The organism is Mucilaginibacter kameinonensis, from assembly GCF_003675385.1.
Lineage (GTDB): Bacteria > Bacteroidota > Bacteroidia > Sphingobacteriales > Sphingobacteriaceae > Mucilaginibacter > Mucilaginibacter kameinonensis.
Genome location: NZ_RCWZ01000003.1, coordinates 869,759 through 892,017, shown reverse-complemented (window position 1 = coordinate 892,017; position 22,259 = coordinate 869,759). Strand labels below are relative to the sequence as shown.

At 42.7% G+C, this 22,259-nt stretch carries 16 protein-coding genes; all 16 read left to right on the top strand.

All coding sequences use genetic code 11. From position 1 onward, the window contains the following. The first annotated feature begins 17 nt into the window (after positions 1-17). The 16 genes from EAH55_RS16885 (at position 18) to EAH55_RS16810 (ending at position 22,258) form a co-directional block, all read left to right on the top strand. A complete protein-coding gene (locus EAH55_RS16885) occupies positions 18-1,070 on the top strand; it encodes a sugar phosphate isomerase/epimerase family protein (RefSeq protein ID WP_112572214.1) in 1,053 nt (350 codons plus the stop codon). Positions 1,071-1,299: 229 nt separating this feature from the next. Further along, positions 1,300-2,607, top strand: coding sequence for an MFS transporter (locus EAH55_RS16880; protein ID WP_112572212.1), 1,308 nt, complete (start codon positions 1,300-1,302; stop codon positions 2,605-2,607). A gap of 141 nt (positions 2,608-2,748) precedes the next feature. Next, on the top strand, positions 2,749-3,192 hold the full coding sequence (locus EAH55_RS16875; protein ID WP_121810669.1) for a c-type cytochrome: 444 nt from the start codon (positions 2,749-2,751) through the stop codon (positions 3,190-3,192). Positions 3,193-3,227: 35 nt separating this feature from the next. Then, positions 3,228-4,478 (top strand): nucleoside permease, encoded by a 1,251-nt coding sequence (locus EAH55_RS16870; protein WP_121810668.1) that lies wholly within the window; start codon positions 3,228-3,230, stop codon positions 4,476-4,478. A 2-nt stretch (positions 4,479-4,480) separates the two neighbouring features. Further along, positions 4,481-5,374, top strand: a complete 894-nt coding sequence (locus EAH55_RS16865) for a hydroxypyruvate isomerase family protein (RefSeq protein ID WP_121810667.1) — start codon at positions 4,481-4,483, stop codon at positions 5,372-5,374. Between the two features lie 51 nt (positions 5,375-5,425). Beyond that, positions 5,426-6,301: a sugar phosphate isomerase/epimerase family protein gene (locus tag EAH55_RS16860; protein ID WP_114938470.1), complete on the top strand. Its 876-nt coding sequence runs from the start codon at positions 5,426-5,428 to the stop codon at positions 6,299-6,301. A gap of 21 nt (positions 6,302-6,322) precedes the next feature. Beyond that, the gene (locus EAH55_RS16855; protein WP_121810666.1) at positions 6,323-7,093 is read left to right on the top strand and encodes a 3-keto-disaccharide hydrolase; all 771 of its coding nucleotides are present in this window, start codon (positions 6,323-6,325) and stop codon (positions 7,091-7,093) included. Between the two features lie 238 nt (positions 7,094-7,331). Further along, on the top strand, positions 7,332-11,522 hold the full coding sequence (locus tag EAH55_RS16850) for a hybrid sensor histidine kinase/response regulator (RefSeq protein ID WP_121810665.1): 4,191 nt from the start codon (positions 7,332-7,334) through the stop codon (positions 11,520-11,522). After that, positions 11,519-12,337 (top strand): NIPSNAP family protein, encoded by an 819-nt coding sequence (locus EAH55_RS16845; protein WP_244228231.1) that lies wholly within the window; start codon positions 11,519-11,521, stop codon positions 12,335-12,337. Before EAH55_RS16850 ends, EAH55_RS16845 begins: the two co-directional genes overlap by 4 nt. A gap of 99 nt (positions 12,338-12,436) precedes the next feature. Then, positions 12,437-15,502 carry a PAS domain-containing sensor histidine kinase gene (locus tag EAH55_RS16840; RefSeq protein ID WP_121810664.1) on the top strand — a complete coding sequence of 1,022 codons (3,066 nt, stop codon included), beginning with the start codon at positions 12,437-12,439 and terminating at the stop codon, positions 15,500-15,502. 72 nt (positions 15,503-15,574) lie between these two features. Beyond that, on the top strand, positions 15,575-15,940 hold the full coding sequence (locus EAH55_RS16835) for a response regulator (RefSeq protein ID WP_208644868.1): 366 nt from the start codon (positions 15,575-15,577) through the stop codon (positions 15,938-15,940). A 322-nt stretch (positions 15,941-16,262) separates the two neighbouring features. Continuing rightward, the gene (locus tag EAH55_RS16830) at positions 16,263-17,507 is read left to right on the top strand and encodes an efflux RND transporter periplasmic adaptor subunit (protein WP_121810663.1); all 1,245 of its coding nucleotides are present in this window, start codon (positions 16,263-16,265) and stop codon (positions 17,505-17,507) included. Positions 17,508-17,641: 134 nt separating this feature from the next. Then, on the top strand, positions 17,642-19,099 hold the full coding sequence (locus EAH55_RS16825) for a TolC family protein (protein ID WP_121810925.1): 1,458 nt from the start codon (positions 17,642-17,644) through the stop codon (positions 19,097-19,099). A gap of 31 nt (positions 19,100-19,130) precedes the next feature. Next, on the top strand, positions 19,131-19,796 hold the full coding sequence (locus EAH55_RS16820) for an ABC transporter ATP-binding protein (RefSeq protein ID WP_121810662.1): 666 nt from the start codon (positions 19,131-19,133) through the stop codon (positions 19,794-19,796). A 25-nt stretch (positions 19,797-19,821) separates the two neighbouring features. Further along, positions 19,822-21,045 (top strand): ABC transporter permease, encoded by a 1,224-nt coding sequence (locus EAH55_RS16815; protein WP_121810661.1) that lies wholly within the window; start codon positions 19,822-19,824, stop codon positions 21,043-21,045. Between the two features lie 28 nt (positions 21,046-21,073). Further along, positions 21,074-22,258, top strand: a complete 1,185-nt coding sequence (locus EAH55_RS16810) for an ABC transporter permease (protein WP_121810660.1) — start codon at positions 21,074-21,076, stop codon at positions 22,256-22,258. Position 22,259: the final 1 nt, after the last annotated feature.

The following is a 22,259-nucleotide window of genomic DNA, read 5'->3' as shown; positions in this document are numbered from 1 at the left end:
CTACTTAAAACAAAAACATGACCACTATAAAAGGACCTGCCATATTTATAGCACAGTTTATAGGCGACGCTGCTCCATTTAACAGCCTTGAATCTATCTGCCAGTGGGCAGCGGGCTTGGGCTACAAAGGTGTACAGCTGCCAACACTTGATGCACGCTTTATCGATCTGCAAAAGGCTGCTGAAAGCAAAACTTATGCTGATGAAATTAAAGGCATTGTTAATGCTGCGGGTTTAGAAATAACCGAACTATCAACTCACCTGCAAGGTCAGTTGGTTGCGGTAAACCCGGTTTATGATACCTTATTTGATGGTTTTGCACCTGAACATCTGCGTGGCAACCCGGCCGAAAGGCAGAAATGGGCTGTTCAACAGTTGAAGTACGCTGCACAGGCCTCAAAGAATTTAGGCTTAAATGCTTCAGTAACCTTTAGTGGCGCGTTGCTTTGGCCTATGGTATACCCATGGCCTCAACGCCCTGCCGGTATTGTAGAAACCGCTTTTGAAGAATTGGCCAAACGCTGGACCCCGATATTAGATGTTTACGAAGAAAATGGCATCGACCTTTGCTACGAAATCCACCCGGGTGAAGACCTGCATGATGGTATCACTTATGAGATGTTCCTTGATCATGTAAAAGGCCACAAACGCGCCAACTTACTGTATGATCCATCGCACTTTGTATTGCAATGCCTGGATTACCTGGAATATATCGATCTGTACCATGAACGTATTAAGATGTTCCATGTTAAGGATGCTGAGTTTAATCCAACCGGACGCCAGGGTGTTTACGGTGGCTACCAGAACTGGGTTGACCGTGCCGGTCGTTTCCGCTCATTGGGCGATGGACAGGTTGATTTTAAATCGATATTTAGTAAACTAACACAATATGATTTTAAAGGATGGGCTGTGCTTGAATGGGAATGCGCGCTTAAACATCCTGAAGACGGCGCAAGAGAAGGCGCTCAATTCATTAAAGATCATATTATCCGTGTTACCGAACGTGCTTTTGATGATTTCGCTGCATCAGGCTCTGATGACGCCTTCAACAGGAAAACGTTAGGGATATAACCACCCATGTCATTGCGAGGAGGAACGACGAAGCAATCGCATGCTATACAGGGCCACTCTGTATAGCATGCGATTGCCGCGCTACTCTCGCAATGACATAATTTATTTTTTAAGAAACCGCTTCGTGAAGATGGGATTCACAAGGCAGGATTCATGCCGTTGTAAACCGGCAAAGTGCATTTTGATACAGCCAATTAACCAATTATTATCATAACCTAAATAATTTAAAATGCAAACTATTAACCGTACACAGCTATTCAGGGCAAGCTGCCTGTCGTTACTGGTAACTTCATTGTCATTCGGTATCCGTGCCGGGATCCTGAACGATCAGGGTGTAAGATTTCACCTGAATGCTTCACAGTTAAGCACTATCGCGGCAACCGCGTTTTGGGGCTTTCCGCTTGCTATCATTGTCGGAGGTTTTATTGTAGATATCATCGGCATGAAAAAACTGCTGGTGTCTGCTTTTATCTTCCACCTGGTGGGGATCCTGCTTACCATTTTCGCCAATGGCTACTGGACACTGTTCCTATCAACCTTAATGATAGGGATAGCCAACGGTACGGTTGAGGCTTCCTGCAACCCGCTCGTAGCGTCGTTATTTACAGATAACAAAACAACCAAACTCAATCACTTTCACCTCTGGTTTCCGGCGGGCATCGTTATCGGTACTTTAATTGTATTTGGATTGGATACCGCATTGGCACACGGTGTATCACCAAAACCATACTGGATTTCGCAGGTGGAGATTGCTTTGATGTTGATTCCAACCATAGCATACGGTTACCTGTTCTCAAAATTGGATTTTCCGGTTACCGAACGTGTATCGGCGGGTGTTAGTACCGAGGATATGTACAAGGCATTGCTCAATCCTTTATTTATATTCATGATCATCTGCATGTTCGGCACAGCTATCACTGAATTATTCACCAACCAGTGGACAGATGTATTGTTCAAAACAGTTACGGATAACGCCATACTCATCTTAACCTTTGTTGCATCGGTACAGGTATTAGGTCGCGCATTCGCAAGCCCGATAGTGCATCGTTTAGCTCCTCAGGGCGTATTGTTGATTTCGGCTATTTTATCAGCGTTAGGCATTTACCTGATGGTGCACCTGCATGGTGATGCTATCTATTTTGCCGCCGTGATCTTTGGTCTGGGTGTAGCTTTCTTTTGGCCATGTATGATAGGTTTTGTGGCCGAAAACCTGCCACGTACAGGTGCTGTAGGCTTGAACCTGATGGGGGGCGCGGGTATGTTCGGTGTATCTGTTTACATGATGTTCATGGGCGGTTTCTATGATAATATCATGGTTTCCAAATTACCGGCAGGAGCTAATCTGGACGCTTATCGCTCGGCCCCGGCAGGGTCGGAGATGGCCAAAGCGTTTGACGCGGCACGGTCGGCGGCAGGTCCGGAAGTATTGAATACTACCCTCATGATCCCTGTTGTATTAATCGTAGCATTTATAGGCCTGGTGATTTACATGCGTTCACGTAAAAAAACCGCTTCATTAGGTGCTATATCGGTTTAATAAGGCTTTAAATATCATAAAAAGTTGTAATTTTCGCCTGATTAACCAACCCAATTAAAATTACATGATGAAAAACAGCAGAAGTTTTGTTAACGGCAGATTTTCGGCAAGGTTATCATCGAAAACCACAATTAAACTTTTATGAAAAAAGTATTCGTTATTCTTTGTATCAGCGCAGCGTTTGCTGCCTGCGGCGGAAATTCATCAAAAAACACCGGTGGCAGCGACAGCACTAACGGTGCAAATCAATCAGCAAAAGCTGCTGATGCTAACGCAGATACTGTTGTAGCAAAAACAGGTACCGAACCGGCAGGTGGTTCTGCAGGTTCATCGGCCGGCGAAAAATTAATGGCATCATTAGATTGCAGCACTTGCCATAAAGTTGATACTAAAGTTATCGGCCCTGCATTTGAAGAAGTTGCTAAAAAATATGAGGCTTCAGATGCTAACATTGATATGCTTGCTAAAAAGATCATTGCCGGTGGTAGCGGTAACTGGGGTAACATTGCCATGACTCCGCACCCTTCATTGCCTGAAAGCGATGCTAAAGAAATTGTTAAATACATTCTATCATTAAAAAAATAATAAGGGATAAGTTATTCCGGCTTTAAAATATAATTATGAATATTGGAATTAGGGTAAAGCTTTCAATAATGATGTTCCTGGAGTTCTTTATCTGGGGAGCATGGTTTGTAACAATGGGTACTTATTTAACTACTACGTTAAAAGCTACCGGTACGCAAAATGCCGGTGCTTATGCAACGCAGTCGTTAGGTGCCATTATAGCGCCGTTTGTTATCGGTCTTATAGCTGATAAATACTTTTCGGCGCAAAGAATATTGGGTGTACTGCACCTTTTAGGTGCTGCTTCACTTTTTTATGCAACCACCATTACTGATTTTGATAAGTTTTACCCTAATATCCTGTTTTACATGATCATTTACATGCCAACACTGGCATTGGTAAATTCGGTATCGTTTAAGCAGATGCAAAACCCAAGTAAAGAATTCCCTTTGATCAGGGTATTCGGTACCTTTGGCTGGATCGTTGCGGGCATCGTGATTGGTTTGTTGGGATGGGAAAAAAGCGGAACGTTGGTGCTCACCTTTAAAATGGCATCTGTTGCATCGCTGATACTGGGCCTGTTAAGCTTTACGCTGCCTGATACCCCTCCGGTAAAAAAAGGTCAGAAAACTACATTTGGCGATATCATCGGTTTAGATTCAATCGGTTTATTAAAAAACAGGTCGTACCTGATCTTCTTTTTGGCATCGGTAGCGATATGCGTGCCTTTGGCATTTTATTACAACTTTACCAATCCGTTTTTAAATGAGGTTGGCGTAAAAAAGGCTGCCGGCGTACAAGCGATGGGGCAGGTGTCAGAGTTAGCATTTATGGCAGCCATGCCGCTGCTTTTTGTGCGATTCGGCGTAAAAAAAATGCTGGCCATCGGTATGCTCGCATGGGTTTTGCGTTACATATTTTTTGCCTATGGCGATGCCGGATCAGGTTACTGGATGCTGATTGCCGGTATCGTAATGCATGGTATCTGCTATGACTTCTTCTTTGTAACCGGACAAATCTATACCGACAACCTTGCCGGCGAGCGTTTTAAAAGCGCTGCTCAGGGCTTTATCACGCTGGCAACTTACGGTGTGGGTATGCTTATCGGCTCATACATTTCAGGGCCAATAGTTGATAAATGGAAAATTTCAGAAACTGCACACAACTGGCAATCTATCTGGCTTATCCCTGCCGGTATTGCTGCTGTAGTATTGGTATTTTTCCTTGTCTTATTTAAAGATAAAACCAGCATGGCCACAAAACCAGGTTTGGATATTGAAGAACCATCTGCACAAACCAAATTATAACCATGGCATCAAATCAAAACAGGCGTTCGGCTATTAAAAGCATGATCGCGGGCACGGCGGCTATTGGCGCGTCGGGCGTATTATCTTCATTTACTACCGAAACTGAAAAACATATGCAGGCTGATGATAAGCTAAAAGGCAATATTAATCATGCGGTATGCCGCTGGTGCTACGGCGATTTTACCGTAGATCAGCTTTGTGCTGCTGCTAAAGATATCGGCATAAAAGGTATTGATCTTGTTGGCCCTTCAGACTGGCCTACATTGAAAAAATATGGCCTGTTCTCATCTATGTGTAATGGGGCAGAAATCAACCTGACCGATGGCTTTGGCGACAAACAATTTCACGCTAAGCTGCACGAGAATTATACAAAAATGATTCCGTTGGTAGCCGAAGCCGGTTATAAAAACCTGATCTGCTTTAGTGGCAGCCGTCGCGGTAAAACCGACGAGGAGGGCTGGAACAATTGCGTTGAAGGTTTGAAACCAATGGTTGCCCTTGCCGAAAAACATAAGGTAGTATTGGTTATGGAATTGCTGAACAGCAAAATTGATCATAAAGATTACCAGTGCGACAGGGTAGAGTGGGGCGCTGAACTTTGCCGCAGGCTGGGTTCTGAAAACTTTAAACTGCTTTATGATATTTATCATATGCAGATTGATGAAGGCGATGTGATCCGTAATATCCGCGCTAATCACCAATACATCGCGCATTACCATACTGGCGGCGTTCCTGGTCGTAATGAAATTGACGAAACACAGGAGTTATATTACCCTGCTATTATGCGCGCCATTGTAGAGGTGGGGCATAAAGGCTTTGTAGCCCAGGAGTTCATTCCAAAGCAAAAAGACAAAATAGCTTCGCTTAAAAAGGCGGTGCATATTTGTGATGTTTAAACCTTACATCACCTTATCACTCTAAAAAGCTAAACTAACTAAAACAAATACATGACAACCAGAAGAACATTTTTAGCACAAGCCGGATTAATTGCTGCCGGTGCGGTTATTGCACCTAAGTTGATATCGGCTAAAGCTACAAATAAAGTGGGCCTGCAATTGTATAGCCTGCGCGATCAATTACCCAAAGATGTAAAAGGTGTTATTGCACAGGTAGCAAAAGCCGGTTATAAAGAAGTTGAAACGTTTGGTTTTAACAAAGAAACCGGTTATTGGGGTTTGAAAGGCAAAGAATTTAGCCAGCTTTTAAAAGACAACGGCTTAACAACTGCAAGCGGCCATTACGGTTTGGATGAGTACTTAGGCTCAGGCAAAACTGATGATTTAAACGCTTATATTGAAGTTGCTAATACTATCGGTCAATCGCATATTATCATTCCGGCGTTAAATCACAACTTTATTAAAACGGTTGATGATTGCAAAGGTGTTGCTGATAAAATGAATAAAATTGCCGAGATCCTGAAAAAATCTGGCTTGAAGTTAGGTTATCACAATCATAACTTTGAGTGGGCTCCTGTTGGCGATACTACTTTTTACGATGTAGTATTGAACAACACCGACCCTAAACTGGTAGCCATGGAAATGGATATCTACTGGGTAGTACGCGCCGGTAAAGATCCTGTTGAGATCTTTTCAAAACACCCAGGCCGCTTCGAATTTGTACACGTTAAAGACAGGGATAAAACCAATGCCGAACTGAATACAGAAATTGGCAATGGCGATATCGACTTTAAAACCATATTAGGTAAAGCTAAACTGGCCGGCATTAAGCACTTTATTGTTGAGCAGGAAAACTTCACCAACATCGATCCGTATGTGAGCATCGCGAAAAGTGCTTCATATTTGAAAGATACACTTCACGTTTAAACCAATTAAAACCGAATAGAGATGAAATATCCTTTAATATTAACCGCCCTTTTAGCAGGTAGCTGCTTCATGGCGAACGCACAAAATGCGAAACCTGAAGACACAGAAATTTGGGAACCGGTACCTAAAGTAGTTACCCCCGGCAAAAATTTAGGTGATGCTCCTTCAGATGCCATCATTTTGTTTAATGGCAAAGGCCTTGATGAATGGGTTTCTGTTGAAGATAAAACCCCTGCCAAATGGTTGGTAAAAGGCGATGTGCTTACCGTAAACAAAGCTACAGGTAATATCGAAACTAAAAAGAGCTTTAACAATTACCAGTTGCATATTGAATGGAAAGTACCTGCAAGCATTACCGGTACCGGACAAGCCCGCGGTAACAGCGGTGTGTTTTTGGCCTCGATTGGTAAAGGCGATGCCGGGTACGAGTTACAGGTTTTAGATTCATACGAAAACAAAACTTACGTTAACGGTATGGCAGGCAGCTTGTACAAACAAGTTATTCCGTTGGCAAACCCTGGCCGCAAACCAGGCGAGTGGAATATTTATGACGTAATCTGGACTGCTCCTGTATTTAACGAAGATGGTTCATTAAAATCGGCAGCAAGAGCTACCGTGTTTTTCAATGGTGTATTGGTTGAAAACAACTTTGAGTTGCTTGGCCCTACACAGTACATTGGCAAACCATCTTACGAGGGTAAAAAACACGGCCCGTCGCCAATTAAATTACAAGCTCACGGCGATAAAAGCGAGCCGCTTAGCTTCCGTAATATTTGGGTAAGAGAGTTGTAAGCTATATCAATAACTAACAATATTGTAAGCCTCCCGTAAACACCGGGAGGCTTTTTTTATATTGCAATTTTGAGCTTTTGCCTGCTGAACTCAATATTGCTTAATGGTATCTGTTTTGTTACTTTTTTTGTCTATTTTAAACTTATAAATAATACTGACCGTATAAGTTAAGCTATAAGCCATTTTGTTTCTTGCTTAGGTAAGCCAATTTTTATTAATTTTAATACAGCCCGTTACTGTGAATATCTTTAAGTATTTGTTTGTTGCAGTTGCCTTATTGGTTGCTCAAAACGGGTTTTCGCAGGATAGGAACCTTAAGTTTGAACACATAGGTACACGCGAGGGATTATCTCAAATTAATGTAAGCACCATTATTCAGGATAGCCGGGGTTTTATGTGGATTGGCACCCGCGATGGCCTTAACCGCTATGATGGCTACGGCTTTGTAATCTATAAACATAGTATCCAGGATGATAATTCCCTAAGCAGTAACCTGGTATCGGACATTGCAGAGGATAAGGATGGCAATATCTGGCTGGCCACGCTTTTCGGCCTGAATAAGCTTGACCGGAAAACCGGCAAGTTTGTGCATTACTTCCACGATAACGCCAATTCAAACACCATATCAAGCAATTTTGTAAACAGGCTGATATTTGATCACGAAGGAATATTATGGATAGCCAGCCAAAAAGGTGGGCTCGACAGGTTTGATATCCGTAAAAACAGGATCACCCATTATAAGCATGACGATGAAAAGCCATCGTCATTAAGCAACGACGATGTAACAGCACTGAAGGAGGATTCAAAGCATCGTTTATGGGTAGGTACCCTGGGCGGCGGTCTAAACCTATTCGACAGGAAAGCAGGAACATTTACCAGTTACCAAAATCAACCCGGCGTGAATACAAGCCTTTCCGGCACTTATGTAAGCAGTATTTATGAAGATAATTCCGGTCGGCTATGGGTTGGTACAGAAGACGGTGGTCTTAATTTATTTACTCCGGAGGCAGGCACGTTTAAGCACTATATTCATAGCGATACCGATCCTAATACCATCGCAGGCAATACCATTTTGTCCTTAAGTATGGACCTGAATGGCAAGCTTTGGATAGGTTCTGAGAATAACGGCGTTAATATCCTCGATCCGGTAACAGGTAAAATAACAAATTACAAACACGACGATATTGACCGGGGCAGTATCAACGGTAACTCCATTTACAGTATTTGCCGCGACAGGATGGGCAACATGTGGCTTGGGGCTTTTAGCGGCGGCATAAACCTGTACAAACGCAGTACCGAAAGCTTTTCGCATTTCAGGCACAACTCATCGCCACAAAGCCTGGCCAATAACTTTGTACTTAGTCTGCACGAAGATCAGTACGGCAATATCTGGGTTGGTACCGATGGCGGCGGTGTTAATGTATTTAATAAAGATGGCACGGTTAAACACTACATGAATGATCCTAAAAATCCAAATAGCCTGGTAGGGAATTATGTATTGAAAATTACCCAGGACCACAGCGGTAATTTCTGGATGGGTACATGGGGAGATGGTTTGTGCCGCTTTGACCCTAAAACGGATAGATTTACCAGTTTTAAGCATGATGCTGCAAAGCCCGGCAGTTTAAGCAATAACAATATTTACGCGCTTACCCAAACGCGCGATAACCGTACCTGGGTGGGTACTTACAATGGGGGGCTTGACTTGTATGATGAAAAGTCGGGCACGTTTTCGGCATTTCGCTATGATCTGAATGATCCAAAAAGTATCAGCAGCGATAGGGTATACGCTTTGCTTGAAGATCATAATAACAATTTTTGGGTAGGTACATTTGATGCCGGTTTAAACCTGATGGACAGGAAAACCGGGACCTTTACCCGTTTTCAGCACGATGAAAAGCGCAACAGTATCAGTAATAACAGTATCCCGGATTTGTTTGAAGACAGCAAGGGCCAGATCTGGATCAGTACCCTTTCAGGGCTCAATCTCCTTAACCCGGTTACCAAACATTTTACAGCATTTACTACAAAAGATGGCTTGCCGAGCGATGTTATTTATGCTGTACGCGAAGATAAATTAGGCACCATCTGGATAAGTACCAATAATGGTTTATCTAATTACGATCCGGTTAAGCGTACTTTTAAAAATTACACTATCGAAGATGGCTTGCAGGATGAGGAATTTAAATCACATTCGGCCCTACAAACCAGGGAAGGAAGGATTTTTTTCGGCGGCATTAACGGTTTTAATTCTTTTACTCCCCGGCAGATCTTAAAGCCATCTGCATTTATGCCGCTGGTGATCACCAATTTTCAGTTGTTCAATAAAACGGTGAAAATTGCCCGTGATAAAGATGATCCTTCGCCTTTAAAGCAGGATATAAGCTATACCAGGGCAATTAGATTATCTTACAAACAATCGGTAATAACATTACAGTATGCGGCGCTTGATTACTCATCGGCAGATAAAAAGAATTACAGTTATATACTTGAAAATTTTGATACGGATTGGAACAATGTAGGAAGTCGTAATACCGCTTCGTACACCAATTTACCCCCAGGAGATTATGTTTTTAAATTAAGATATCAGAATGCGTCAGGCTTATGGTCGCCGGCTTCAACCGGGTTGAAAATTACAATAGTGCCGCCATTTTGGATGACCTGGTGGTTTAGGCTAATTGTTGTGATAGCCATAATAGCGTTGCTGTATTTTATTTTTAAATACCGGGTTAAGTTTCTGAAGGCTCAAAAAATGGTACTGGAGCGGCAGGTAAAAGAGCGTACAGAAAGCCTGGTGCAAATGACGGAGAACGAGCGCGTAGCCCGCGAAATATCGGAAAAGGCCCGGGAAGAGGCCGAGAACGCCAACAAAGCCAAAAGTATTTTCCTGGCTACCATGAGTCACGAAATTCGTACACCGATGAATGGAGTTATTGGCATGGCAACATTGCTGGGCAGTACCAAACTTACTACCGAACAGGAAGAGTACACCGAAACCATAAAAAATTGCGGTGACGCACTGTTAACGGTAATTAATGACATCCTCGATTTCTCCAAAATTGAATCGGGCAATATGGAGCTTGACGAAGAAGATTTTGATTTGAGGGATTGCATAGAAGGGGTTTTGGACGTTTTTGCAGAAAAGGCTTCACGTTTAAATCTTGACCTGGTTTATCAAGTGGAGCACAACGTGCCTGTACAGATCATTTGCGATTCGATACGGCTTCGCCAGATCCTGATTAACCTTGTAGGCAACGCGGTGAAATTTACTGCCCAGGGCGAGGTTTTTATAAGCGCGGGTGTAAAGGCGCAAAAAGGCGATGACCTGGAATTGATATTTAAGATCAGGGACACGGGTATCGGTATCCCTGATGATAAACTGGAGCGCTTGTTTAAACCATTTTCGCAGGTTGATTCAAGCACCACCCGTAAGTACGGGGGGACCGGCCTGGGGCTGGCCATCAGCGAAAAACTGGTCAGGCTAATGGGGGGCGATATCAGCGTACAAAGTGAAATAGGGAGGGGGACTACCTTTTCGTTTACCATAAAATTAAAAGTAGGGCAGCAGGCAAAACGAAATTACGTTTATCTCAACCTTGCCGAACTTGAAAATAAACGCGTTTTATTTGTTGATGATAACGCCACCAACCGAGGCATTATTGACACCCAGCTAAGGCAATGGAAATATGACCCGGTAGTTGTTGCTTCAGGCAATGAAGCCCTGAAAGTGCTTGAACAGCAAGATGAAAAGGTTGATCTTTTAATAACTGACATGAGCATGCCCGAAATGGACGGCTTACAGCTGGCTAAAGCGGTGAGGCAGAAATTTCCGGAAATGCCTATCATTTTGTTAAGTTCAATAGGCAGTGAGCAAGGTAAGCGGGAGGATACTGTGTTTAATGCCGTACTGACAAAGCCAACCAAACATAATCTTTTACACAAGTATATTGTTGAACAGTTAAAAACCGGCAGTGGGATTAAAACCGACGTGCAACCTGTGCAAACAGTGTTTTCAAAAGATTTTGCCAGAAATTATCCGATGAGCATCCTGATAGCTGAGGATAATTTAATAAATCAGAAGCTGGCTATCCATATGCTAAGCAAAATGGGCTATAGTGCGGATATTGCCGAAAATGGTCACGTGGCATTAAATGCCATGGTGGCTAAGCATTACGATTTAATTTTGATGGATGTGCAGATGCCTGACATGGATGGTTTGGAAACAACCCGCTTTATCCGCAGTAATATGCAGGAACAGCCGGTGATTATTGCCATGACTGCCAACGCTATGCCCGAAGACCGGCAGGCCTGCCTGGATGCCGGAATGAATGATTATTTGAGCAAGCCTATGAAGCTTTCAGATTTAATGGAGATGCTTGAAAAATGGGGGAAATATATAAACGGGCTTAACACAACTTTGCTAAAATGAGTTTATATTTACTCCAGAAACCATCTGCCATTATGAACTTTGTTAATAAAACATCCCTTGGCTTTGTAGCCTGTTTTTTTATTGTAGCCTCAGTATTTGCAAATGCCCCTGCGCGTAATTATTATCAGCTTAAAATATATCACTACAAAACCCAGGCGCAGGAAAGCACAATCGAAAAATACTTACAACAAGCTTATATCCCCGCACTGCACAGGGCGGGCGTGAAAAACGTTGGTGTGTTTAAGCCCGTTACACAGGTTGATACTGCAAAGCTATTGTATGTGTTTACACCTTTTCAGTCCTGGGACAAATTAATGGGGATTGATCAAAAATTAGAGGCCGATGCCGCATACCTTGCCGATGGCAAAGAATATATTGATGCCGCTTATAACGAACAGCCTTACACCCGTTTGGAAACTATCATATTGCAGGCTTTTCCGGGAATGCCCTCAACAGATGTTCCTAACCTTACCGCCAAAAAAGCCGACAGGGTTTATGAATTGCGCAGCTATGAAAGCCCCACCGAAAAATTGAACATTAACAAAGTAACCATGTTTAACGTTGGCGACGAAATAGGACTTTTTAAACGCCTCGGTTTCAATGCAGTTTTTTACTCTGAAGTCATCGCAGGTAGCCACATGCCCAACCTGATGTACATGACCACCTTTAACAGTAAAGAGGATAGGGATAAACATTGGGATGCTTTTGGTAAGGATGAGTACTGGAAAACGCTTTCGGCTAAACCGGAGTATCAGCATAACGTATCACATGCCGATATAATCTTTCTGCGCCCGGCAGATTACTCTGATTTTTAGGATAATTGCTATTTTGTGAATAAAATTAATTCATAGGTAATTAATACGATTGTAAAACTTAACTTAGGTGTTGATGTTTACTTCATCGTACAATCGTAAATGCAGCAGGATAGTTTGAAATTTTTGGAGGGCGGCGGCGAGATGGGCGCGCTGATTAGGGCACATGACTGGTCCGGAACATCTATTGGCACACCAGATCAATGGCCCGTAAGCCTGCGCACTACCATAGGTATCGTGCTAAATTCGCGCTTCCCGATGTTTATGTACTGGGGGCCCGATCTTGTTTGCTTTTATAACGATGCCTACCGTCCCAGCCTTGGAATGAACGGTAAACACCCAACACTTTTAGGACAACCGGCCAAAGTTTTCTGGGCCGAGATCTGGCATATCCTCGAACCATTGATAGTGCAGGTGTTATCCGGTGGTGGGGCAACCTGGCATGAAGACCAATTGATCCCATTTTTTCGGAACGGCACTATCGAAGATATTTACTGGACATTTAGTTACAGCCCTGTCATTGATGAATCGGGTAAACCGGGTGGGATCCTGGTAGCTTGTACCGAAACTACAGAAAAGGTGCTGGCATTCAATAAACTAAAAGAAAGCAAAACCGAGCTGGAGTTTGCTATAGATGCCGCAGAATTGGGCACCTGGGATCTTAATCCCCATACTAATAAATTTATCGGTAACGACAGGTTAAAAGATTGGTTTGGATTAGACCCTCATGATGAAATAGAACTTGACTCGGCAATAGCGGTAATTGCAGAAAAAGACAGGCAAAGTGTTGCTGATGCCATTCGTGCGGCTTTGCTACCTTCGTCCGGAGGCAAGTACGACGTTGAATATACTATTGTAAATCCCCGTACAAAAATTGAGCGTGTAGTGAGGGCCAAGGGTAAAGCATTGTATGATGAAAATGGAGTAGCCATCAGGTTAAACGGCACGCTACAGGATATAACTGATGAAACGGTAGCCCGCCTTGAACTTATAGAAAGTGAGCAGAATTTTCGTTCGCTGATATTACAGGCACCTGTCGCCATAGCTGTTTTTAAAGGACGGGATTATGTGGTTGAGATTGCCAACGCCCCGGTGTTTGAGCTGTGGGGCAAAACAGCAGAGGAAACTGTTGGTAAGCCAATTTTTGAAGGTTTACCGGAAGCCAAAGGGCAAGGGCTTGAAGCTTTGCTTGATCATGTATACAATACCGGCGAACGATTTATTGCTGTTGAAAGGCCTGTATACCTGCCCAGGAATGGCAAGATCGAAAAAACTTATGTAGACTTTGTTTACGAGGCTTTAAAGGATAGTAACGGCGTTACCGGCATCATTGCTGTAGCATCTGAAGTAACCAATCAGGTAATTGCCAAACGTAAAATTGAAGATGCTGAAGAACGCGCCAGGTTGGCTATTGATGTTGCCGAGATGGGTACGTTTGATTTAAACCTGGTTACAGACGAAGTGATCACTTCACCACGTTTTAATGTGATCATGGATATTGATGAATCGCCTGATCATGAGAGTTATATTGACAGGATTTTTCCGGATGACAGGCATATAAGAGATAAGGCGTTTGATGTTGCTTTAAAAACTGGTCAGCTTTTTTATACCGGCCGGGTTTTATGGCGGGATGGCAGCATGCACGTGATTGAAGCAGAAGGGAAAGTTTACTATGATGACGAGCACATTCCGGTCAGGATGCTGGGTACGGTAATAGACGTAACCAAACAAAAGAATGCCGAAGACGAGCTGAAGCGTTTCAAGTTTATGGCCGATAACGCTTCGGACATATTCATGTTGTTACGTGCTGATGGATCAATTGCCTACGTAAACAGCGTAGCACTTGATGATTGGTGTTACAGCGAAGAAGAATCACTGACCATGAACGTGGCTGATATAGATATTTACCACGATGATATAACTTTTAACCGGGCTTTTAATAAAGCGCAACAACAAAACATCCCTCAGTACGAAACGCTTTATCGCCGTAAAAATGGCTCAGTTTACCCGGTAGAGATCAATATGGTTAGTTTGATGCTGTCGGATGAGCCATATCTTTTTGCAGTTGCCCGTGATATTACTGATCGCCGTAAATCAAGGGAGGAGCTTGTTCAGATTAATCAGCGTCTTGAAATTGCCCTTGAAGCCGGTCGTTTAGGCTCTTATGAACTGGATCTGGAAACCGGTATTATGTTCTGTACGCCGCAGTGTAAGGCTAATTATGGTCTTGATAAAGATGCGGTATTTAATTTTCCGGATCTTTTATCTGTGATGCTGCCCGAATACCGGGATGTTGTACAGAAAAGAGTAAACGAGGCTATCAGGAATAGAACAGTGTATAATGCCGAGTACCGGGTTACGTGGCCCGATGGTTCAATACACTGGATCAATGCTTCGGGAAAGGCGCGGTTCAATGACAGGGGGAAAGCTACTCAAATGGTAGGGGTAACTTTTGATATTTCCGAACAAAAGCTTTTACAGCAGCAAAAAGACGAATTTATTGGGATAGCAAGCCATGAGTTAAAAACGCCGGTTACCAGCATTAAAGCCTATACCCAGGTGCTTGAACGTATGCTCACCAAAAAAGGCGACACCCTGGAAGCATCCATGATTAGTAAGATGGATGCCCAATTGAACCGCCTTACCAGTTTAATTGCCGATTTATTGGATGTTACCAAGATAAACTCCGGCAGGCTTCAGTTTAATTATACCGTGTTTGATTTTAATGCCCTCATTAAAGAGGTAACGGAAGATTTACAACGTACTACAAAAAAACATACACTTATTGAACAATTACAGGAAACAGGACAAGTGTATGCTGATAGAGAGCGCATAAGCCAGGTTTTGGTCAATTTGATCACCAATGCCATCAAATACTCGCCACACACCGAAAATATAATTTTAAAGAGTCGGATTGAAAATGATGAGGTAGTGGTTAGTGTACAGGATTTCGGGATCGGTATCTCAAAAGAAAAGCAAAGTCGTGTTTTTGAACAGTTTTACAGGGTTAGCGGTGCTAAACAGCATACATTCCCGGGTTTAGGCCTTGGTTTATATATTTCGTCCGAGATTATTAAACGTGAAGGTGGCCGTATTTGGGTGGATAGTGAGGAAGGAAAAGGCTCAACATTTTACTTCGCGCTCCCTGTCAAAAATGATAAAGAATAGGCTAAAAAATCTTTTGTAAAAAAAATGTTATCGATTGTTTTTAAGGCTTGATTTTTGTGGCTTCGGGATGAAGTGGAAAATACGAAGAAGATCATGATAGCGGACGATGATCCGGGGATTGTGGATGCGGTAGAAATAATGCTTGATTTTGAGGGGTACCAGGTTTCGTCGACAGTAAACGGCTTGACGCTTTTGGATATGCAAAACGAATTTCCTGACCTGCTTTTATTGGATATCTGGATGTCCGGTTCCGATGGGCGGGATATTTGTCGTGAGCTTAAAAAGCGCGAATTAACCAAAGGTATTCCTATCATCATGATTTCCGCAAGCCGTGACATCGAAAAATCAGCCTATGATGCCGGTGCCGATGACTTTTTAGCCAAACCTTTCGAAATAGATGATTTGTTAGGGAAGATCAGGAAGCATCTTGAAGAGTAGACAATTTATAGATAAACTACGTCTCAGATTAAAATAAGTTGATGTTCTTTTGAAGCTCCTTATACTTTCGTTTGAAGGTGCAACAGGTCTGTAGCAATAAAACAAGTTGAGTTTTTAGCGTGCCATAGGTACGCAACTTCTTCATTGGGGAAGCTTTCAAAGTAATCAGCGCAATCAACGTAATCAAAACCAATCAACGGTCGATAACAGAAATTTTGTCCGATATCGATCACTTTTCAAAAAATAAAAATCCGTAATGTATTGGTTTTTAAGTGTTTAATATTGGTATAGCTCTTGCAAAACCTTGTCCAAATTTATCACAATGGATAAGGAAATTGCACTTGAAGTTACATCTGCCAAACGCAAAAAAACGGCGGTTATCAGCACTATCAGCCTGGCTGTTTTGGTGTTTGCCGTAATGCTTTTGCGGGGATATATTAAATCAACCATCACCCGTGCCGAAATAACAACTGCTAAAGTTGAGATCGGCAACATCGAAAATACCATAAACGCTACCGGCGAAGTTTTGCCGGAATTTGAAGAAATTATCACCAGTCCTATAAACGCCTCTATCAAAAGCGCGCTGATGGATGCCGGTAATAAGATAAAAGCAGGTCAATCAATACTGACCCTTGATAAATCGGCCACCCAAACCGATTACGAGAAACAAAAATTTCAACTCGAAACCAAACGTACCGAGATCAATAAACTCAAGCTTGATCTGAACAAAAGCTTCTACGACATTCAATCCAACAACGATATTAAGCAACTTCACATCAGCAACCTTGCAGACGCTGTTGAGAATGCTAAACGCCTGTACAAAGCAGGCGGCGGTACCCGCGAAAACATAGAACAAGCCGAACTGAACCTGAAAGTTGCCCAACTGGAAAAAAAACAACTGGAAAACGAGATCAAAAGCAAGCAGCAAACCATGCAACTGGAGATCAAGGAGGCTGAAATAGCGGCCGATATCCAGCAAAATGATCTGAAAGAACTGCAGCGTAAACTCGACTTAGCCAACGTAGTGGCAACCCGCGCGGGTGTTATTACCTACGTAAACAAAAATATTGGTGCTAATATTCACGAGGGGGAAACCCTGGCCCGCATTGCCGATTTAGGCAGCTTCCGGATCCAGGGCAGTGTTTCTGATAACGTGGCCGATCAGGTACGTAGCGGTTTGCCGGTAATTGTGCGCATAAATGACGATCAATTGCGTGGCCATGTAAGTAATGTATCCCCATCGGTGCAAAACAGCATAATTTCTTTTGATGTACAGCTTGATGACCGGGCAAATAAACTGCTGCGGCCAAACCTGAAAGTGGATGTTTTTCTGGTGACGGCCACGCATAACAAGATCATGCGGGTGGCCAACGGTCCGGCATTTAAAGGCCCATCGGTTCAGGACATTTTTGTGCTGAATAGCGGTAAAGCCGAACGTCGTACAGTACACATTGGCCTCACCAATTTTGATTATGTGGAGATACAGAGCGGAGTAAAGGCTGGTGATGAGGTTATTACATCGGATATGAGTGAATATAAAAACTCAAAAGAAGTAACAGTAAAATAATAAACAAGAAGCGTCATTGCCGGGGACAGTGTAATCCCGGTTCACAGCATGGATTTACAAGGTTTGGGCTTGTATTTCCAGGTTTGGGAGAAACTGTTCCTGCAATGACGATCTGGAAAAACGAATTGAGCATCATGAAATATCTATACTTCATACTGTTATTGACCTTAAGCTCGGGCGCATTTGGCCGCAGTGGTAGCGATACCCTTAGGCTAACCCTGCAGCAGGTGGTTGATTTGGCTAAGGCCAACTCCATTGCCGCTAAACAGGCCGCGACTACGCGCGAAACCAAATATTGGGAATATCGCACCTATAAATCAAACTATCAGCCGCAGTTGGCTTTAAGCGGTATTTTACCGGGCTATACCAAAACATTTTCGCAGGTGCAACAACCTAATGGTACGTTCCTTGTACAGCCGATTCATAACGATAATTCGCAGCTAAGGCTTGACTTTAGTCAGAGTATCACGGCTACAGGCGGTACAATTTATGGTACTACGCAATTGCAGCGTTTTGATGATTTTGACCGTCATAATGTGCTGTATAACGGCATACCTTACGGTATAAATTATGCCCAGCCACTGTTTCAGTTCAATAGCCTTAAATGGGATAAAAGGATTGAGCCTTTAAAGTTTAATGAAAGTAAGCAGGCTTACATTGAAGCGCAGGAAAAGATAGCGGTTGATGTAGAAGGCTACTTCTTTGATCTGTTGCTGGCACAGGTAAACCTTAAAATGGCCGAAACGAATTTAGCCAACACTGAGGGGATCATTAAAATAGCCAACTTAAAGTATGAGTTGGGAAAAGTATCAAAGAACGATATACTTCAATTGCAGCTGGAAAAAATAAACGCGCAAAAAGCGGTAGGTACAGCCAAACGCGATGTGGAAATTAGCACACTTACACTACGTAGTTTTATAGGGCAGGCGGGGGACGACAGGATAGTTTTAGCAGTTCCAAAAGACATTAGCAATATGACGGTATCATCAGATAGGGTGCTTGCCGAGGCCAATGCTAACCGATCGGCAGCTATAGCTTTTTTGCGCCGCCTGGCCGAAGCCAAACGTGATGTGGCCAAGGCTAAAGGGCAAAACGGCCTCACAGCTACTCTTACTGCCAGTTTGGGTTTCTCTAATACGGCCACCAATATTCCTGATGTATACAAGAACCCACAAAATCAGCAGGTGGTTGAGTTACAGCTATCGGTACCGATACTGGATTGGGGCAGATCAAAATCAAGGGCCAAAACAGCCCTGGCTAACCAAAAACTTACCGAGTATGCCGTTGAGCAGGATAAGCAGACTTTTAAGCAGGAGATAATTACCCAGGTGTCACTTTTTAACATGATGAAGGAGCAATTGGTATATACCGCGAGTGCTGACAGTATTGCCGGCGAAAAATACAAGATAGCCCGAGAACGGTATGTGCTTGGCGATCTGAGTATCACTGACCTGGGTATAGCATTCCGCGAAAACGACCAGGCGCAGCGTGATTATGTAAGCGCTCTCCGCGATTTTTGGGGAGCTTACTACCAATTGCGCTATCTTTCACTTTACGACTTTGAAACAAACAAAAAAATAACCTATAACTAAATCAATAACTCAATAATTCAAACCTAACGATATGATCCGTTTACAAAACATTGAAAAGGTGTACCGCACCGATACCATCGAAACCCTGGCCCTGAACAGCGTGAGCCTTGATATTGCCAAAGGCGAGTTTTTATCCATTATGGGCCCTTCGGGCTGCGGCAAAAGCACCCTGCTTAATATCATGGGCCTGCTTGACGCGCCATCAAAAGGGGAGATCAGGATTGATGATCAAAAAACAGGAGGCATGAATGATAAGCAACTGGCACAGTTCCGTAATAAAAAGCTGGGATTTATCTTCCAGAGTTATCATCTCATCAACGATTTACAAGTGCTTGATAATGTAGAACTGCCCTTACTTTACCGTGATACCACCGCCAAACAACGCCGCGAACTGGCAGCCGAGGCACTGGCAAAAGTGGGACTGGCTAATCGCTTGAAACATTTTCCTACACAGCTCTCAGGTGGTCAGCGCCAGCGCGTGGCCATCGCACGTGCTATCGTAGGCAAACCAGAAATTATTTTGGCCGATGAGCCAACAGGTAACCTGGACAGTGCCATGGGCAACGAGATTATGGAGATATTACTTAACCTTAACCGTAACGACGGTACTACCATAGTAATGGTAACACACGATGAAAATATGGCGCACAAAACCCATCGTTTGGTGCGCCTGTTTGATGGTGCCCAGGTTCAATAATTAACCGGTTTTAAAATAGAAAGTCATGCTTAAAAATTATTTTAAAATAGCCATAGCGGTACTCAAGCGCCGCAAGTTCTTCACGTTTATCAGTCTGTTTGGTATAAGCTTTACCTTAACCATATTGATGGTTTTAACCGCTTTTATTAATAAGGTAGTTGGCGATAACTACCCGGATAAAAAACGGGATAGGTCATTGTATATTAACCGGCTTCAGGAATCGGGCGAGGAAAATATGATGTCAAGTACATTGTCTTATTACTTTTTGAGCCATTACACAGGGATGATGAAAACACCAGTTAAGGTTGCTATATCATCTATGTTTAAGGGTACCAATACCTATGTCAATAACAAAAAGATAGCAGTCAATTTTAAATACACCAATGCCGAGTATTGGGATGTGCTCGATTATGATTTTACCGAAGGTAAGCCATTCAACAAGCAGCAGGTAACTAATGCAGATCGCGTGGCGATTATATCTGAGGATATGAAGCGTCAGTATTTTGGTGATGTAGCAACAGTAGTAGGTAAATATATCGAGGCAGATAACGTCGACTACCGTGTAATTGGCGTTGTGAAAAACGTACCTGTAACTAATTACATGCTTTACAGTGATATCTATTTACCTTATACTGTATCAAAAGAAGATTATAAGAGTAAGGGGTACCTGGGTGCTTATATGGCAATCTTGCTAGGCAACTCGCCGGGCGATATACCTAAAATGCAGGCCGAATATGAAAGTATCATAGCAAGGGTACCTGTGGAGCGAAAAGAATTTAAACATGTTTACAGCCATGCCAATACTTTTTTCAGGAGTTATGTTGATACCGGGAACGAAAAGCAATCGGGCGTATTTATCGTGGTTACGGCTATAAGCATTTTCGTATTTATTTTTACCCTGCTGCCAACACTTAACCTGGTCAATATCAACATCACCAGGATTATGGAGCGGTCTTCAGAAATTGGTGTTAGGAAGGCTTTTGGGGCATCATCAAAAACACTGGTTTACCAATTTCTTGTTGAAAATCTGATACTTACTATACTTGGCGGCGTAATCGGAACGGTGTTGTCAGTATTTGCGCTTTACGCTATCAATAACGCCAACCTGATAGATAACCTTGAGCTGAGTATCAATTTTACGGTTTTGTTTATCGGTTTGCTGGTTTGCCTTGTTTTTGGGTTATTGTCGGGCGTTTACCCTGCATGGCGCATGTCAAAACTAAATGTGGTTACGGCGCTCAAAGCTTAATGATCATTTATTCTTAAATCAAAATATTATGTTTAAGCATTTATTTAAACTCATCTGGAATAAAAAGAAGCAGAACTTTCTGCTCATTACCGAGATGCTGGTATCTTTCCTGGTACTTTTCGCGGTATTTACGCTGTTGATGTTTTACTACAACAATTACAAAAAGCCAATGGGCTTTAAATACCAGGATGTATGGGTGATCAATTATGATAATTCATACCAAACAAAAAATGTTGATTCGCTTAACCTTTATTACGAAACACTGCGCAAAACAATAAAATCGCTGCCGCATGTAAAAGATATCACTTTTGTAAGTGGCAACATTCCCTTTTCGTCGCGAACTAACCAGAGCGGGTTAACATTTAAGGGCAAGCATGTAGAGCACCTGAATAATTTTACTGTTGAAGATTACTATGAAAAAGTGATGAATGTAACCTTGTTAGAGGGACGTTGGTTTAATAAAGAAGATGTAGTAAGCAAAAACAAACACATTGTTATTGATTCTGATTTAAAAGAGGCAACGTTTGGCAATGAACCCGCCGTAGGTAAGCTTTTAGGTAATTACGATGATAAAGAAAAGTATAAGATAGTTGGCGTAATACAAACTATAAAAAGAAACGGAGATTACCTGGACCCGGGCCCGGGTATGTATTTCAGAACAGATACAGGCTCGTTCCGCTGGCTCGACAAAATACTGGTAAAAGTTGATGACGGTGCTGATGCTGCTTTTGAAGGGAAACTTTATAAAACCATGGCCAATAATATGAAAAATGCCAACGTTGAAATTGAGCACCTTTCCAATAAGCTAACCAACGCAAACTATTTTGCATTGGTACCCATGATCATATTAGCTATCGTGAGTACTTTCCTGGTTATTAATGTAGCGCTCGGTTTGTTTGGTGTATTATGGTATAATATCAACAGGCGCAGGAGTGAGATAGGCTTACGCCGGGCCATTGGCGCTACAGGCAAATCTGTTTCGGCTCAATTAGTGTCCGAATCCATGATCCTGGCTACATTGGCACTCATTGTAGGTACTTTCTTTGCTGTTCAGTTTCCGATATTGAATGTATTTGATTTGCCCGCTATAGTTTACATAGAGGGTATGCTCGTATCTATTTTGTTTGTTTACTTGCTGGTGCTCATTTGCTCGCTTTACCCCGGCAAACAGGCGGCGGCTATTTACCCTGCTGTTGCTTTACACGAAGAATAAT

Excerpts from the sequence above, each read along its gene's own strand:
- EAH55_RS16885 (WP_112572214.1), top strand. The coding sequence starts at position 18 with ATGACCACTATAAAAGGACCTGCCATATTTATAGCACAGTTTATAGGC.
- EAH55_RS16880 (WP_112572212.1), top strand. The coding sequence starts at position 1,300 with ATGCAAACTATTAACCGTACACAGCTATTCAGGGCAAGCTGCCTGTCG.
- EAH55_RS16875 (WP_121810669.1), top strand. The coding sequence starts at position 2,749 with ATGAAAAAAGTATTCGTTATTCTTTGTATCAGCGCAGCGTTTGCTGCC.
- EAH55_RS16870 (WP_121810668.1), top strand. The coding sequence starts at position 3,228 with ATGAATATTGGAATTAGGGTAAAGCTTTCAATAATGATGTTCCTGGAG.
- EAH55_RS16865 (WP_121810667.1), top strand. The coding sequence starts at position 4,481 with ATGGCATCAAATCAAAACAGGCGTTCGGCTATTAAAAGCATGATCGCG.
- EAH55_RS16860 (WP_114938470.1), top strand. The coding sequence starts at position 5,426 with ATGACAACCAGAAGAACATTTTTAGCACAAGCCGGATTAATTGCTGCC.
- EAH55_RS16855 (WP_121810666.1), top strand. The coding sequence starts at position 6,323 with ATGAAATATCCTTTAATATTAACCGCCCTTTTAGCAGGTAGCTGCTTC.
- EAH55_RS16845 (WP_244228231.1), top strand. The coding sequence starts at position 11,519 with ATGAGTTTATATTTACTCCAGAAACCATCTGCCATTATGAACTTTGTT.
- EAH55_RS16840 (WP_121810664.1), top strand. The coding sequence starts at position 12,437 with ATGCAGCAGGATAGTTTGAAATTTTTGGAGGGCGGCGGCGAGATGGGC.
- EAH55_RS16830 (WP_121810663.1), top strand. The coding sequence starts at position 16,263 with ATGGATAAGGAAATTGCACTTGAAGTTACATCTGCCAAACGCAAAAAA.
- EAH55_RS16825 (WP_121810925.1), top strand. The coding sequence starts at position 17,642 with ATGAAATATCTATACTTCATACTGTTATTGACCTTAAGCTCGGGCGCA.
- EAH55_RS16820 (WP_121810662.1), top strand. The coding sequence starts at position 19,131 with ATGATCCGTTTACAAAACATTGAAAAGGTGTACCGCACCGATACCATC.
- EAH55_RS16815 (WP_121810661.1), top strand. The coding sequence starts at position 19,822 with ATGCTTAAAAATTATTTTAAAATAGCCATAGCGGTACTCAAGCGCCGC.
- EAH55_RS16810 (WP_121810660.1), top strand. The coding sequence starts at position 21,074 with ATGTTTAAGCATTTATTTAAACTCATCTGGAATAAAAAGAAGCAGAAC.